The organism is Thalassospiraceae bacterium LMO-SO8, from assembly GCA_031655335.1.
Classification (GTDB): Bacteria; Pseudomonadota; Alphaproteobacteria; order Rhodospirillales; family Casp-alpha2; genus UBA1479.
The window spans coordinates 348,759-364,526 of record CP134226.1; the positions used below are offsets into that span (position 1 = coordinate 348,759).

Here is a 15,768-nt window from a genome sequence, read left to right on the forward strand (position 1 = left end):
CGCGGGCGCGCGCCGACACGGACGTCTGTTCCCGTCCGTGTCGGCTAGGCTACAAGAGGTCGCGGCGGATTTACAACTTGCGACAGACGTAAACCGGCGAGGTCCAGGCCCGCGTGCCGTCTTCCTGCGTCAGGCGGATGAAGATGGCGTTGTCCTTGTCGTCGCGCAGATCAATGCGGCGCGAGAACGACACCTTGCGGTGCGGGTTTTCCTCCGGCAGGCGGAAAACCTTGAGGAACCGGGGCAGGATGCCCGACTTGTCGAACATCTCGTCCTCCAGGCCGATTTCCTCCAGCGGCACGCCGCATTGCACCAGCGGCGTTTCGATCTGCAACGTGCCGCCCCAGGCGTCCTTCACCCAGACGTCGAAGCCGGCGAAGTTGCCCGTGGTCAACGACATCCATTTGAGCGCCGTGTCCGACGTCTGCTCCAGGACCTTTTCCGGATTGAAGAAATTGAAGGCCTGGGCGCGGACGATCTCGTTGTCCTGGACATGGGCCGTGCCGTCCCAGATGACCTGGCGGAAGCGGCCCCGGTATTCGGCCCCTTCCCAATGGACGCGAATGCGCCCGCCCAGGTCTTCCTGGCCGTAAGGCCGCACGGTCTCGATCAGGTCGCGGCCGTTGAAGATGTCGATGCGTTCGACCGGCGATGCGGCCAGGATGTCGACATCAAGCTTCACCCCGCCTTCGGGCAGGTGGACGATGTCGCCCATCATGGCCTCGCGGGTTTCGGCCCCCTTGGGTGGCGTCGGATAGTCGAGCGCCGGATCGTCATGATAGAGCGTGCCCGGCGCGTCGAACCGTGCCTTCACGTCGATCACCATGCGGCCGCCGTGGCCGCCGGTGGTGGCATAGTGACGGCGCTTGCGGATGCAGTCGAACAGGGCTTCCCGCGTCAATTCCGGCATCAGCATGCAGGTCAGCCCGCCGACGGCGCCGAACAGGGACGCCCCGGGATAACTCGCGCCCGGGCGGCCCTTGTGGCCGTCGGAATTGGCGACGATGCCGGTGCGATAGCCCATGTCCAGGGCGTCCTCGACCAGCCATTCGAAGGTGCCCCAGGAAGAATGGATTTCCATGGATTTCTCGAACCGGCCGTCGTGGGCCAGTTTCACATCGGCATAGCGGCCGCCGCAATGGGCATAGGATACGGCATCCCATTCCTTGTCGCGGGCCAGGGCTGCGTAAAGCTCGCCCGCCGTGTTGCAGTCCGTGGCAAGGTCCGACTTGTCCTCGATCAGCGCGTGGGAGGACCGGCGGATGACCCGGTCCTTCGAGGGATAGAACATGTTGCGGTCACCGCCCAAGGCGGTATTGCCCGACCATTCATACCCCAGGGGAGTCAGGAATTTGCCGGGTTCGTCGAATTCCTCGCACAGGTTGTCCAGGTGCGACCAGAAGCCCTTGGTGATCTGGAAATCGTTGCCCTGATGACCGGCGGCGTCGACGAAGGCGCGGTCGCGGGCGAATTCGAAGAAGGCCCGGGCCGAGCCGGTGCCGATGGTTTCCTCGGACTGGCCATGCAGATCGACCCAATAGGGCTTCAGGTCCAGGTCCTTCTGAATGCACAGAGGGTTGGCGCGGAAGACTTCCGCGCCCGAGGCGTCCTCGAACCAGATTTGCACGGGACCGGCGCCGTCGACGCTAAGCCCCTCGACGAAAGCCGCGAAAGAGCCCGGTGTCAGTGTCACGCTATCCGGCAGGCCGTTGACGGGCCGCGAGCTTTTGACCTTGAAGGTCACGTCGCACTGGTCGGACGGGTTGCCCCAGATATCCTCGCCCTTGATCTTCAGGTCGAAGGTTTCGCCGGGGCGGCGGGCCGTCGGCACCACGGCGGCGAAGGTCGCGGGCTTGCCGGGCACGATGCGGATCACCGGCTGTTCCGGCAGGGCCTGGTAGTTGGCCGTGGCGATGGGATCGACGAGGACGCGGAATTCGAAGGTATCCTCGCAGAAGGTCTGCAGGCGCATGCCTTGCGATCCGCCCGAGGTTTCGCCGAAAGTGATGGTGATGGTGTCACCTTCCTTCATGAAGCCCTTGACCACCTTGATATATAGCGCCCTGTCCCACGGCCGCACGTTGCCCTTGGGGTCGTAGCGGGCTTCCAACACGGCATTGTTGGAGGCGACGACCGTGGTGTAGTTGCGCCACTTGGGATCGTCGAACTGCGGGCGGCTCTGGTCCGAGGCGAAGCGGAAACAGACGCGCATGGAGGCGCTGTCATCCATTCCGTACTTGCCGCAGGTATAAACCAGCTTGAAGGTTTGCCACGAACCGGCCTCGAACGCGCCGGACGGCGTCAGCACCGCATGGCCGAGTTCATGGGGCGCGATCGGCGCCTCGATGGTTGAACTTGAATTGAGCGCGCCCTGGCCGCCGTCATCCTGCTGGTCGAGCATTTTGTCCCCTCCTGGACCTATGTCCCATTGATTTGTCTTATTTAGCGTCGTCTAGTGAAGCGGGCTGCAACAGCGATTGCCAACCCAGCCATGAAAACTATATCGTAACTTGGCGAGGCACTATATCGGGGGAAATTTCGAAAAACTATATAGGAATATCGGATTTTTCCCGATAGTCTTAATACCTGTGATGCCAGGGACGAATAGCCAACAAGACGCTCCGCCCTTCCGCACCGCAAGTCCCAGGGGGTTGGGATGCGGGATCAGGCGCGGCAGTAAGCGTCCCTACCGATCGGACAGCGAGGTTCGTCGGGCACAACGCGGCATCGAAACCCGTTCCATGACAGACCAAACATCGTCATCAGGGAGGACGAAAATCATGACCAACAGAAGCTTTACACGTAAGGCCGTATCCGCGGCCGTTTGCGGCGCCGTCGCATTGGCCTTTACGGCCGGCAGCGCCGCCCCGGCCAAGGCAGAAACGAACGAAGTCCGCTTCGCGCAGCAGTTCGGCCTGCTTTACCTGCCCCAGCACGTGGTCGTTGACCACAAGATGGTCGAAACCTGCGCCAAGGATGCCGGCCTGGGCGACATCAAGGTCACCATGCACCGCTTCTCGGGCGGCGCCGCCGTGAACCAGGCGCTTCTGTCCAACAACGTCGACTTCGCCGCCGGCGGCGTCGGCCCGCTGCTCAAGCTGTGGGACAAGACCAAGGGCCGCATCAACGTCAAGGCCATCGCGACCTTGTCGGCCATGCCGCTGAAGCTGAACACCAACGATCCCAAAATCAAAAAGCTGGAAGACTACGTCGGCCTGACCGATCACAAGATCGCCACGCCTTCGGTGAAGGTGTCGATCCAGGCGGTGGTCCTGCAGATGGCCGCGGCCAAGAAGTGGGGCGCCAACGAAGCGTTCAAGCTGGACGACATCACCGTCTCCATGAAGCATCCGTCCGCTGCGGCGGCGCTGCTGGCCGGCGGACAGGCGGTGAAAAGCCATTTCGCCACCCTGCCGACGTCCTATCAGGAAATTAAGACCGGCAAGGTCCACACGGTCATGACTTCTTATGACGTGCTGGGCGGAGAACATTCCACCGTCGCCCTGTACAACACCGAGAAGTGGAAGAACGACAACCCGAAGCTGTTCAAGTGCGTCGGCGACTCCTTCCGCACGGCCGCCAAGTGGATCAACGAGGACACGGACCGCGCCGCCGAGTTGTTCCACAAGTTCACCAAGTCCAAGTTGCCGCTTGAAGACGTCAAGGCGATGATCAAGGACAAGGGCGAAATGCACTACTCGATCATGCCCAGCCGGACCATGGAGTTTGCCCGGTTCATGCACTCCATCGGCTCCATCAAGAACATGCCGTCTTCCTGGAAAGACTATTACTGGGAAAACAACCACGATCTGAGTGGTAGCTAACCATGAATCAAGGCGCCCACACCGCGGCGGGGAACTCCCCCGCCGCGGCCGCCGTTGACCCCCTCTTGGATGTCGACGGTGTCACACTTCAGTACAAGACCAAGGAACACCTGATCACGGCCACCTACCGGGTCGGTTTCAAGGTTTATCCTGCGGATCGCTTCGTCCTGCTCGGCCCGTCGGGCTGCGGCAAGTCGACCCTCCTGAAAGGGGTCGCCGGCTATCTCAAGCCGGTCGAAGGCAACATGCGGCTGAAAGGGGTCGACATCAAGGAACCGGGCCCTGATCGGGTCATGGTGTTCCAGGAATTCGACCAGCTTTTGCCCTGGAAGACGGTCAAGGAGAACATCACCTTCGCGCTGATGAACGGCGGCAAGTGTAAGACCCAATCGGATGCCGATGAGGTCGCCATGGAGTACATCAAGAAGGTGAAGCTCGACCGGTTCGAGGACACTTATCCGCACATGTTGTCCGGCGGCATGAAACAGCGCGTGGCCATCGCCCGCGGCATGGCCATGGAACCGGACATCCTCTTGATGGACGAACCCTTCGCGGCGCTTGACGCACTGACGCGTCTGCAGATGCAGGAAGAACTGCTTCAACTGTGGGAAGACACGCACTTCACGGTGCTGTTCGTCACCCATTCCATCGAGGAAGCCTTGATCGTCGGCTCGCGCATTCTGGTGCTGTCGCCCCATCCGGGCCAGGTGAAGGCGGAATTGAATGCCCACCACCTGACCCACGCCAGCACGGGTGATCCGGAATTCGGGGAACTGAAGACCAAGATCCACAACATGCTGTTCGCGGACCGCATCCTGGAAGACGAACTGGCGGCGGCCGAGGCCGAGCGCTGATGAGCACACTTCCGCAAACGGTCGTCCGGCCCGAATTCGACGCCGGAGACCTGTCCGCAGCCTCCCACGGCGACGTCGCCCGCAAGCTGTCGCTGTGGGAAAAGCTGGTCGACATGGATGGCATGCGCAAGCTGACCATCCTTATCGCGCTCATGCTGGTTTGGGAGATCTACACCCGGTTGTCGGGCGTGTCCGAATACATCCTGCCCAAGTTTTCCGACACGGCCATGGCCCTTTATGACTCCCTGGTCAACGATCAGCTTCTGATCATGATCAAGAATTCGATGTCCGTGCTGCTGACCGGCTACGTCATCGGTCTGGTCATCGCCACGCTTCTGACGACGGCCGCCATCATGACCCGGTTCGGCAGCGACGTCCTGTCGACGCTGACGGCCATGCTCAATCCGCTTCCCGCCATCGCATTGTTGCCTTTGGCGTTGTTGTGGTTCGGGCTGGGGTCGAACTCGGTGGTGTTCACGCTTCTGCATTCGGTCATCTGGCCGGTCGCGCTGAACGCCCATACGGGCTTCATGGGGGTCTCCGACACCCAACGCATGGTCGGCCGCAACTACGGCCTCAAGGGTGTCTCCTACGTGGTCAAACTACTGATTCCGGCGGCCTTCCCGTCCATCCTGATGGGGCTCAAGGTCGGCTGGGCCTATGCCTGGCGGACCCTGATCGCGGCCGAACTGGTGTTCGGCGGCGCTATCGCCGATACCTCGGGCACGCAGTCCGGCGGGCTCGGCTGGTTCGTCTTCGCGAACCAGATGGACATGCAGATTCCCTACGTCTTCGCGGGTCTGTTCACGGTCATTCTGGTCGGCGTGCTGGTCGAGAGCCTGATTTTCTCGACGATCGAAACACGGACCATCCGGCGTTGGGGGATGCAATCGTCATGAGCACTCAAAGAACCCTTCCCGAACCGGTCATACGGCCTGAGTTCATCAACGAAGACATCGCCCTTGCCCATACCGGCGACGTCGCCGTTAAACTGTCCCTTTTCGAGAAACTCTGGAACATCAACGGCGTCCGTAAGGCTTTCATTCTGTTCAGCCTGGTCGCCGTATGGCAGGCCTATACGGTGCTCATGAATGTCGAGCCCCTGATGTTCCCGACGTTCCTGTCCGCTCTGGACCGGCTTGTCACGGATCTCGTCGACGGGGACCTTCCCGCGAAGGTCTGGTTCTCGGTCAAGGTTTTGCTGATTGGTTATGCCACCGGCATGGCCATCGCCGCTGTCCTGGTCCTATGGGGCACGTCGAGCCGTCTCGGCGGCGACTTCATCGCCATGGCCACCGCCATGTTCAACCCGCTGCCGTCCATCGCCATGCTGCCGCTGGCCATGCTGTGGTTCGGTCTCGGCACCGGCAGCCTGGTCTTCGTGCTGGTCCATGCGGTTTTGTGGGCGGTCGCGCTCAACACCCATTCCGGGTTCAAGAACGTGTCGAGCACGCTGCGCATGATCGGTGAGAACTATGGCCTCACGGGCGTTTCCTTCGTGGTCAAAATCCTGGTTCCGGCGGCATTGCCGTCGATCATGACCGGGATGAAGGTCGGCTGGGCCTTTGCCTGGCGCACCCTGATCGGGGCCGAACTTGTGTTCGGCGCCTCGTCGGGCGGTGGCGGGCTGGGCTGGTACATCTTCGAATCGTCTCAGAACATCGAGACCGAAGGTGTGTTCGCCGGCCTGTTCATGGTCATCCTCATTGGGATCACCGTGGAAAACCTGATCTTCCGCAACATCGAGCTGAAGACCGTCAGCCGCTGGGGTATGCAGCGCTAACAAACCTCGGAGACCATCCCGTGACCATGACCATCCAAATCCCCGTGAAGCCGCTCGACAATCCATTGGCGGCGGAAGTCGTGGGCCTCGACCTCAACATGGACCTGGACGACCAAACCATCGCCGACCTGCACAAGGCGTGGATGGCCTATCCGGTTCTCGTGGTCCGGGGCCAGCAGGACCTGACCATGGAGCGGCACCTGGAATATTCCCGCCGCTTCGGGGACCTGCAACGTCACACGGTGAAGGAAATCCTGCACCCCGAATTCCCCGAGATCCTGGTTCTGTCGAACCGGGGCCGGGGCGGGGCGCAGCCCATCAACAACGGCGGCGCCTATTGGCATTCGGACATCACTTACGAAGACGTCCCGCCCATGGGCTCCATCCTGCATGGCCTGATCACCCCGCCGGAGGGTGGCGACACCCTCTACGCGGACATGACGGCCGCCTATGACGCCCTCGACGACGCCACCAAGGCGAAGATCGAAGGCCTCAAGGCCGTTCATACCTACCGCACCCGCTACGAAGCCATGATGAACGCCGGCGTGCGCCCGGTGAAGACCGAGGAAGAACTGTCGCAGTGGGTCGATGTCATCCACCCGATCGCCCGCACCCACCCGGAAACGGGCAAGAAGGCCATCTTCGTCAACGAAGGCTTCACCTCGCGCGTCGAAGGCATGGGCGACAACGAAAGCCGCGACCTTCTGGAACACCTGTTCGAGCATTCGACCCAGGACCAGTTCGTCTACCGCCACAAATGGCAGCAGGGCGACGTGGTGATGTGGGACAACCGCTGCACCATGCACCGGGCCACGGACTATGACCTCAGCCAAGAACGCTCCATGCACCGGACCACCGTCCGCGGCACGCGCCCGGTCTAAGAGCAACCGAGCCCAATAGCGAATATGTGAACATTCAAACCCTCTCCTCGGCCCGAGGAGAGGGTATCCTTTTGCCCGGAACGCCCCCGCAAGAACACCAAGGAGACCGCCATGACCCAGCCCTACAAACTCGTCACCTTCGACGTCTTTTCGGCCCTGCTCGACATCCAGTCGAGCCTGACCGCCATCGTGCAGCAAACCCTGGGCATGCGGAAGGACAAGGCCGCCGCCTTTTCCCGCACCTGGCGCCAGGTGCAGATGAGCCGCGCCGCGGCCAGCAACTCCCTCGGCAAGGGACGCATGCCGTTCAAGGACTGCACGGCCATCGGTCTCGACTATGCGCTCGGCAAGTCCGGCAAGAAGGTGGATGCCGCGACGAAACGGAAACTGGTCGCCGGCTGGGGCACCCTGACGCCCTGGCCCGAGGCCCCGGCGGTGATGCAGGCGATCAAGAAAAAGGGCTACGCCACGGCGATCCTGTCCAACGGCGACCAGGACCAATTGGACAGCGTCGCCGGCGTGTTCGGCCCCGGCGCTTTCGACCATGTGCTGTCGTCGGAAACGGCGGGCTTCTACAAACCCCATCCCTCGGTCTACGAACTGCCGACCCGCGTGCTCGGCATCGGATCGAAGGACATCCTGCATGTCGCGGGGGGTGCCGGCGACGTGGTCGGGGCCATCGCCTACGGCATGACCTGCTACTGGTCCAACCGCACCGGCGATCTGCCCATGGACCCGGCCTTGGGTCCGACCTATCAGGGCAAGGACCTCAAGGGTGTTCTGAAGCTGCTCTAAGTTTCGTCTATTCAGCGGCGGGCAGGGCCACCACCTCCGGCAATCGGAAGGGCTCCGGCGCTTCCGCCCGCCCCTCGAATTTCTCGACCTCGACCAGGGTGGTGTGGGAAATCGGACCCTGGCCCAGCTTGGACGTGCCCTTGTCCAGGGTCAGGACGTTGGGGTTGCCGTGCCGTTCCAGGGCACCCGCCGCCGCCCAGTCGGCCGGGTCGAACCAGGCCCCCGTCGGCAGCTGCGCCACGCCGTCCCGCACGTCGTCGCTGATGACCGCAACGGCCAGGGTTTCCCCCCGGCCGTTATAGAGCCGCACCAAATCGCCATCCTGAATGCCTCGCGCCTGGGCGTCGCCGGGCGACAGGAACACGGGCTCCCGCCCGTCCTGTTTGGCGGCGCGGCTGGGGCCGACGAAATCGAGCTGGGAATGCAGCTTGTGTTTTGGCTGGTTGGAAATCAGGTGCAGCGGCCAAGTCTTCGCCTCGGCCCCGCCCAGCCATTCCGCCGGCTCCCGCCACACCGGATGGCCCGGGCAGTCGTCATAGCCAAAGCCGGCGATTTCCTCGGAAAAGATTTCGAACTTGCCCGACGGCGTCGGCAGGGGATTGGCGGCGGGGTCGGCGCGAAACGCCTCGTAGACCACATGCGGCTTCTCGGGCGCTTCCAGTTCCAGGATTCCCTCTTCCCAGAACGCATCAAAATCGGGCATGCGGTTGGCCAGCGGACCGGCGCCCTCGCGGGCCTGATCATAGAGATGGCGCAGCCAGGCGTCCTCGTCGCGGCCTTCGGTGAAGGCGGCTTCGATATCCAAACGCTGGGCCAGGCCCCGGAAGATGTCGAAATCGTTGCGCGCGCCGAATTGCGGCGTGACGATCTGCTTCATCGCGACCAGGAAACGGTCGCGGGACGAATGACCGATGTCGTTGCGCTCCAGCGTCGTCGTGGCGGGCAGAACGATGTCGGCGAGCTTGGCCGTGGGCGTCCACCAGGGCTCGTTGACGATCACCGTGTCGGGCCGCCGCCAGCCGTCGAGCAGGCGATTGAGGTCCTGGTGATGGTGGAACGGGTTGCCGCCGCACCAGTAGATCAGCTTGGTATCCGGATAGGTCCGCCGTTCGCCGTCGAAATCGTATTCCGCGCCCGGGTTCAGCAACAGGTCCGTGACCCGCGCCACGGGAATGAAGCTGCCGGTCGGGTTGGTGCCGGCGGAATGGGTCAGCGACGGCATCTTGGGCACGGGATTTCCCTGGCCGTGCATGCTGCCGTAACCGAAGCCGAAACCGCCGCCCGGCAGGCCGATCTGGCCCAGCAAACAAGCCAAGGCCATGGTCATCCAGAACGTCTGCTCGCCATGGTCGCCGCGTTGCAGGGAATAGCTGGTGGCGATCATGGTGCGGCCCGCCGCCATGCGGCGGGCGAGTGCCCGGATCGTGTCCGCCGGCACGTCGCAGATTTCGGCCGCCCAATCGGCGGATTTCGCCTGGCCGTCCGCCGCGCCCGTCACATAGGCGAGGAAACGGTCGCCGCCGACCGCATAGGTCGCGAGAAATTCGGCATCGTACAAGTCTTCCGTCACGATCGTATGGGCCAGGCCCAGCATCAGGGCCACGTCCGTGTTGGGCCGGGGGGCGATCCATTCGGCGTTCAGGAAATCGGGTGTGTCGTCGCGGAGCGGCGTGATGCTGACCACATGCGTGCCGCGCGCGGCCAACTTCTTCAGCCAGGGCACGGTGGTGTGGGAAGCGGTGCCCCCCGGTTCCACCTGCGTGTTGCGGATGGGAATGCCGCCGAAGGCGACCAGAGTGTCCGTCGCCTCGGCGATGGAGTCCCAGGCGGTCAATCCCCGCAGCGGCGCCAGGTCGCCCACGATATGCGGCAGAATGGCCAACCCGGCGGCCAGTGAATAGCTGTGCTTCTGCCCCGTGTAACCGCCGAAGCAGTTCATGAAACGCTGCATCTGGGTCTTGGCGTGATGGAAACGCCCGGCGCTGGACCAGCCGTAGGACCCGGCGAAGATCGCTTCGTTGCCGTGGGCGTCCTTCACCCGCCGCAGTTCCTCGGCGACGATGTCGAGCGCCTCGTCCCAGGGCACCTCGACGAAACGGCCGCCGCCCCGCGCCCGGTCGCGGTGCTTCAGCCAGCCCTCGCGGATGGCCGGCGCCTTGACGCGGCAATCGTGATGCACGCCCTCGGCCATGCCGTCCAGGATCGGCGACGGGTCGGGATCGCCGGCAAGGGGCCGGATATCGACGATGCGGTTGTCTTCGGCGCGGGCTTCGAACGCCCCCCAGTGGGATCCGTGTGTTTTGTACATGGGAGATCGTCCGTGGTCTCGTGCTCGGGACACGACGATAACGCGCGGATGCCCCGCCTGTAAATTGTATACAATGGAAAAGCGGCTATTCCGCCGCTTCGGCCCGCGTCTTGGGCCCGACCACGGACAGCCCGCAGCGCTGGGCCTCGGTCTCCATCACGTCATCAGGCTGGACGTTGGCCAGGTTCACCTCGGGTCCGAATTCGCCCAGCAGGAACTTCTTCAACTCGAACACGTCGTTGAGGGTCACCCCCTTGATCCAGGGGCCGGTCAGTTCCAGCAACGTGCGTTCCAGGTCCAGACCGTCCTTCAAGGCCGACATCATGGCCTCGTTGACCTTGCCGTCGGTGACCAGTTCGGCCCCTTCGACCAGAACGATCTCGCAGCCGGCGTCGAAACAGACCTGGGTCTGATCGATCAGGTCCTGGGGCGTCTGGTTGACGACCTTCGATCCGACTTCGCCGTGGACTTCCAGGCCCTCGGCGATGGCCATCTTGATCATCTTGGCGCGCTCATTGTCGTCCAGCGGCACGCAGTTGTCGGAGACCTCCAGCGCGTCGAAGCCGAGCCGCTTGGCCTCGGCGAAGAAGCCCGGCATGGCCGACCAGCCCTGGGTCGCGAACACGTATTCGGAAAACTGCCCACCCAGGAACGGCGTCACGTCATAGGATTTATACAGCGCCAGCTTCTTGACCAGGTAGTCCTCGGGATACAGCCGCGCCGTGCCGACCACGATCTTCGCCAGATCCACATAGGGGGCCAGCAGGTCCATGTAATCGGCCACCCGGTTCATGGGCAGGCCCCAGTCCATCATCATGGTCAGGCCGGTCTTACGCGGCTTTTGAGAGCGCACCGTAGGCAGGGGCACCATGGAAAAAGGAACGTTGGCGGTCATTGGTCGTCTCCTGGGTTAGTCGAACATCGGCTGCACGCCGGGCGGCACGGAAAAGCCCAGGTCGCCCCGCTTGATGATGGCGTCCTTGCCGCCGTTTTCAACAATCATGCGGGCCTGGGTCTTGCGCGCGGCCTTGTCGACGGCGGCGGGGTCGCAGATTTTCCGCAGTTCCGCCGCCAGATCGGCCATGACCGCGGCGTTGGCCGGGTCGCCCGCCAGATCGGAAAGTTCCTCGGGATCGTCGGCCAGATTGAACAACTGGTCGGGATAGTCCTCGTAATGGACCAGCTTCCAGTCGCCCTTGCGGACCAGGAAGGCCGCCGTTTTCGATCCCATGCCGTGGTATTCGGAAAAGGCGACGCGGTCGGGCTCGGCCCCGGCCGCCAGGTCCATCAGGTTGGTGCCCGGCAGGTCATCCGGCAGGGTTTCGCCGTCGGCGGCACCGACGCAATCCATGATGAAGGGATAGATGTCACAATGGGTGGCCGGCGTCTTCACGACCTTGCCCTTGGGGATGTCCGGGCCCGAGAGGATCAGCGGCACGGCGGCGGCTTCCTCGTACATCACCGATTTACCCCAGGCCCCCCGGTTGCCCATGTTGTCGCCGTGGTCGGTGGTGTAGAGGACGCGGGTGTCCGACGATAGGCCCGCATCCGCCATGGCCGCCAGGATCAGGCCGATCTGTTCGTCCATGAAGGAGATCAGTCCGAGATAGCCCGCCTGCGCGCGCTTGACCATGTCCGGCGTCTTGAAGTGCTCATCATAGGTGAAGATCGATCGGTAGTCGTCGATGTAGGGATGGATCGGCGCATTGCGCTTGTCATAGAGCTTGGGCGGTGGCAGGTCCCGGTTGTAATAGCGGTAGAAATGTTCCGACGGCGCCGTCAGCGGGAAATGCGGGGCCACGAAGGACACGAACAGCACCCAGGGCTTGTCCGTATGCTTGGGCGCTTCCTCGTACAGCCAGGACTGCGCGCGGGCCGTGATGTCGCGGTCATAGCGCGTGTACATGCTCTCGCCCGGGCCGGCCAGCTTGGCCATCTTCCATGACGCACCGCGCTTCGGCGTGTCCTCGTCACGGATCAGGCCCAGCAAATCGCCCTTCCCGTCGATGATGTGCATCGCCAGTTCCTCGTCGGCGAAGCCGTTGTCGTCCTCGCCCGAGCGGAAATGCAGTTTGCCGATGGAAACGGTCTGATGGCCCCGGTCGCGCAACAGCGCGTGCCAGTTGGCCTGCGTGCCGTCGAACGGCGTCGCGTTGTCCCAGGCCCCGATCTGATGAACATACTTGCCGGTGGCGAAACTGGCCCGCGCCGGAACGCAGACAGGACAGACCGTGTAGGCCGCGTCGAACCGCGTCCCGCCGGCCGCCAGGGCATCGATATTGGGGGTCGAAATGAACGGATGGCCGTAGCAGCCAGTGACGGCCTTGGTATGCTCGTCCGACATCAGGATGATGAGATTCTTGGCTTCCATCTGGACGGTGTTTCCTGTGTTGGCGGCCGATATTCGATCGACCGGCCGGTTTCTTGGCGCAAAGCGCGCTGGAGATGAGACAATCGAATAACTATATAGTTAATTGCATTGTCAAGCGGGATGGTCATGGTGGCCGTCTCGTCGTAAAAATGCGACAAGATCACACCCCGTTATGATTTTGGAGATTTTGCACGAATGCAGACGGACGTGCCCGGCGGATATGGAGAGTTTCTCCGGCTCTATTGGCCGGCCCAGGACGACCTACCCAAGCACGAACGCCTGCGTCAGGCGATCACCGCCTCCATCGCCGACGGCTTCTGGACCCCGGGGTCGCGCCTGCCGACGGAAAGCGAATGGGCGGCGGTAACCCCCTGTTCCCTCGGCACCGTGCAGCGGGCATTGCGCAGCCTCGTTGACGACGGCCTGATTCATCGCCGCCGCGGCAGCGGCACCACCGTCGCCTCGCTGCGAAATCAGGTGGCCGAGCCCTGGCATTTCCTGTTCCGCACCGCGGACGGCGGGCCCAATGATCTGCTGCCCGTCTATACCCGCGTGATCGACCGCCGCGTCAGCCGCGACAAGGGCCCCTGGTCAGCCGCCATCGACCAAGGCCAGGACAAGGTCGTGCGCATCGACCGCATCGTCACCATCGACAAGGCGATGGAAATCTACGCCGTGTTCTACGCCTCGGCCGACCGCTATCCCGAACTGGTCGATCCGCCGATCTCCACGCTCGACGGCGCGAATTTCCACGAAGTCATGGCCGAACACCATCACATGCCGGTGCACCACATCCGTCAGCGGCTGCGCGTGGAAATGCCGCCGGCCTATGTCATCAGCGGCTGCGCCTGGCCCGACGGCGCCATGGCCTCGACGGTCAACGTCACGGCCTATTCCGTCGATGCCCGGCCAATTTATTATCAGGATTTCTTTATCCCGCCCTCGCCCTACATTCTGGACCTGGGCACGCGCATCAAGTCCTGAGCCTTACCCCGCCGGCGGCTGGTAATGGGTATCGGCGAAATTCCGGGCGATATCGGTCAGAACCCCGGCGACGGCCAGCACGGCGCCACCCATGGGCCGGCCTTCTAGCCGCGCCAGCGACCAGTTGCGCGACATGCCCTCGATCTTCTGAACCCGGAACCGGGGGCTGCCCTGCTGCGTTTCCTCATGGAAAAAGCTGTAACTCTGGATCGTGTACCCCAGCCCCGCCGCCACCATGGCCTTGATCATCGCCGTCGAATTGACGGTCTCGCGGATGTCGAGGGCAAGCCCCCGGTCCGCCGTCAGCCGGTCGATCATGCGGCGCATGGGGTTGGGGGCCTCGGGCAGCAGCAGGGGGAAATCCGCAAGGTCGCCGAGGTCGATCGCCTCCCGGTCAACGCCCGTCCCGTCCTCCGGTCCGATCAGGAACATGGGTTCGTCCAACAGATGGATGATCGCAAGCGACGGCACCTCCCGGTCCGCATGGAACAGGCCCAGGTCGAACTGCCCGGTCAGCACCCCGTCGGAAATGACGGTGCCGAGTCCTTCCGACAGATTGAGCAGAACCTTGGGGTGCCGGTCGCGCACGCGGCGGACCAATAAGGGGGCGACCAGGGGCGCCACCGCGGGCATCAGCGCCACCGACACCGGCCCGGCCGGCTCCTGATCCCAATTGCGGACCTCGGCCCGCGTCTGCTCCAACAACTTCAGGATCGGGGCCGTGCGGGCGAGAAGATGATCGCCCTCCCCCGTCAGGGATACCCCCTGCGCCGTGCGGGTCAAAAGCCGCACCCCCAGATCCTGTTCCAATTTTCGGATCAGGCGGCTGACGGCCGGCTGCGCGACATGCAGATGGGCCGCCGCCTGGGCGATACTGCCGTAACGGGCGGCGGCATGAAAATACTGTAGGGCTTTCAGGTTCAAGGCGCGCGCTCCGGCAATGACGGGTTATCCATTGATATGCTGTTTAAGCATATCATGATTGCCAAAGGTATTTCATGGGCATAGTCCGGCACCGCTACACTGCCCCCGAAATTCAAACACACGCAGAGACTATCGGAGCAAGCGATGCCGGAAGGAACCATGACCACGACGCAATCCGGACTCGGGGTAAAACGCCTGACCGGCGCCTTGGGTGCCGAAATTACGGGCCTCAGCCTCGCCGAGGGAAATTACGACAACCTGTTCCCGGCCCTGTATCAGGCCTTTCTCGACCATCAGGTGATCGTGCTGCGCGGCCAGAACCTCACACCGGACCAACTTGTCGAACTTTCAAAGAAGTTCGGCCCCCTGGAAGCCCATGTCCTGAAGCAGTTCAACATGGTGGAGAACCCGGAGGTCCTGCTGATCTCCAACGTCAAAAAGGCGGGCAAGCCGATCGGCGCCATCTATGCCGGGCAGTACTGGCATTCCGACCTGTCCTACATGCCGCGGCCGACCCAGGGATCGTTCCTGCATTCCAAGGAAATCCCCAGCTACGGCGGCGACACCATGTTTTGCAGCATGACGCAGGCCTATGACGATCTGTCGGACCCCATGAAGGCGTTTCTTTGCGGCCTGACCGCGACCCATGACTACACCAACGTCTACGACACCTTCTTCGCCCACCTGCCCGACCGCCCGCCCCTGACGGCGGAGGAAAAGGCCAAGGTGCCGCCCGTGGCTCACCCCGTGATCCGCACCCATCCGGAAACGGGGAAAAAGGCGATCTACGTCAATCCCGGCTTCACCCGGCGGATCAACGAACTGTCGTTCACCGAAAGCCGCCGTATCCTCGACATGCTGTTCGAGCATTGCCAACAGCCGCAATACATCTACCGTCACATGTGGGGCGTCGGCGATCTGGTGATCTGGGACAATCGGTCGACCTGCCATCGCGCGGTGGCCGATTACGACATGTCGGAAAATCGCCACATGATCCGCTGCGCCGTCGCGGGAGATATTCCCCAGTGACCGGCAATGCCCTAA

General features: G+C 63.0%; 13 protein-coding genes. 8 read left to right on the forward strand and 5 right to left on the reverse strand.

Annotated elements, in window-relative coordinates; translation table 11 throughout:
* Positions 1-70: 70 nt before the first annotated feature.
* Entirely contained in the window at positions 71-2,401 is a 2,331-nt protein-coding gene (locus RJ527_01620) for a hypothetical protein (protein WND76456.1), read from the reverse strand.
* Positions 2,402-2,780: 379 nt separating this feature from the next.
* Between RJ527_01620 and RJ527_01625 the strand changes: the two genes are divergently transcribed.
* From RJ527_01625 to RJ527_01650, 6 genes are all read left to right on the forward strand, one after another.
* Complete coding sequence (locus RJ527_01625) at positions 2,781-3,824, forward strand: ABC transporter substrate-binding protein (GenBank protein ID WND76457.1); 1,044 nt, start codon at positions 2,781-2,783, stop codon at positions 3,822-3,824.
* Between the two features lie 65 nt (positions 3,825-3,889).
* Entirely contained in the window at positions 3,890-4,678 is a 789-nt protein-coding gene (locus RJ527_01630) for an ABC transporter ATP-binding protein (protein ID WND76458.1), read from the forward strand.
* Positions 4,678-5,577 (forward strand): ABC transporter permease subunit, encoded by a 900-nt coding sequence (locus tag RJ527_01635; protein ID WND76459.1) that lies wholly within the window; start codon positions 4,678-4,680, stop codon positions 5,575-5,577. Before RJ527_01630 ends, RJ527_01635 begins: the two co-directional genes overlap by 1 nt.
* The gene (locus tag RJ527_01640) at positions 5,574-6,461 is read left to right on the forward strand and encodes an ABC transporter permease (GenBank protein WND76460.1); all 888 of its coding nucleotides are present in this window, start codon (positions 5,574-5,576) and stop codon (positions 6,459-6,461) included. Before RJ527_01635 ends, RJ527_01640 begins: the two co-directional genes overlap by 4 nt.
* Positions 6,462-6,487: 26 nt before the next feature.
* Entirely contained in the window at positions 6,488-7,342 is an 855-nt protein-coding gene (locus tag RJ527_01645) for a TauD/TfdA family dioxygenase (protein WND77997.1), read from the forward strand.
* A gap of 111 nt (positions 7,343-7,453) precedes the next feature.
* Positions 7,454-8,137 (forward strand): haloacid dehalogenase type II, encoded by a 684-nt coding sequence (locus RJ527_01650; GenBank protein WND76461.1) that lies wholly within the window; start codon positions 7,454-7,456, stop codon positions 8,135-8,137.
* 7 nt (positions 8,138-8,144) lie between these two features.
* Here the strand turns inward: RJ527_01650 and RJ527_01655 are convergent, their stop codons facing one another.
* The 3 genes from RJ527_01655 to RJ527_01665 form a co-directional block, all read right to left on the reverse strand.
* The gene (locus RJ527_01655; protein ID WND76462.1) at positions 8,145-10,445 is read right to left on the reverse strand and encodes a molybdopterin-dependent oxidoreductase; all 2,301 of its coding nucleotides are present in this window, start codon (positions 10,443-10,445) and stop codon (positions 8,145-8,147) included.
* A gap of 85 nt (positions 10,446-10,530) precedes the next feature.
* Positions 10,531-11,340 (reverse strand): phosphosulfolactate synthase, encoded by an 810-nt coding sequence (locus tag RJ527_01660; protein ID WND76463.1) that lies wholly within the window; start codon positions 11,338-11,340, stop codon positions 10,531-10,533.
* Between the two features lie 15 nt (positions 11,341-11,355).
* Entirely contained in the window at positions 11,356-12,816 is a 1,461-nt protein-coding gene (locus RJ527_01665; GenBank protein WND76464.1) for a sulfatase-like hydrolase/transferase, read from the reverse strand.
* Between the two features lie 195 nt (positions 12,817-13,011).
* On the opposite strand from RJ527_01665, the gene RJ527_01670 reads away from it, so the two are divergent.
* A complete protein-coding gene (locus RJ527_01670) occupies positions 13,012-13,800 on the forward strand; it encodes a GntR family transcriptional regulator (GenBank protein WND76465.1) in 789 nt (262 codons plus the stop codon).
* A gap of 3 nt (positions 13,801-13,803) precedes the next feature.
* Here RJ527_01670 and RJ527_01675 read toward each other — a convergent pair whose 3' ends face one another.
* Positions 13,804-14,724, reverse strand: a complete 921-nt coding sequence (locus RJ527_01675) for a LysR substrate-binding domain-containing protein (protein ID WND76466.1) — start codon at positions 14,722-14,724, stop codon at positions 13,804-13,806.
* 159 nt (positions 14,725-14,883) lie between these two features.
* On the opposite strand from RJ527_01675, the gene RJ527_01680 reads away from it, so the two are divergent.
* On the forward strand, positions 14,884-15,753 hold the full coding sequence (locus RJ527_01680; protein WND76467.1) for a TauD/TfdA family dioxygenase: 870 nt from the start codon (positions 14,884-14,886) through the stop codon (positions 15,751-15,753).
* Positions 15,754-15,768: the final 15 nt, after the last annotated feature.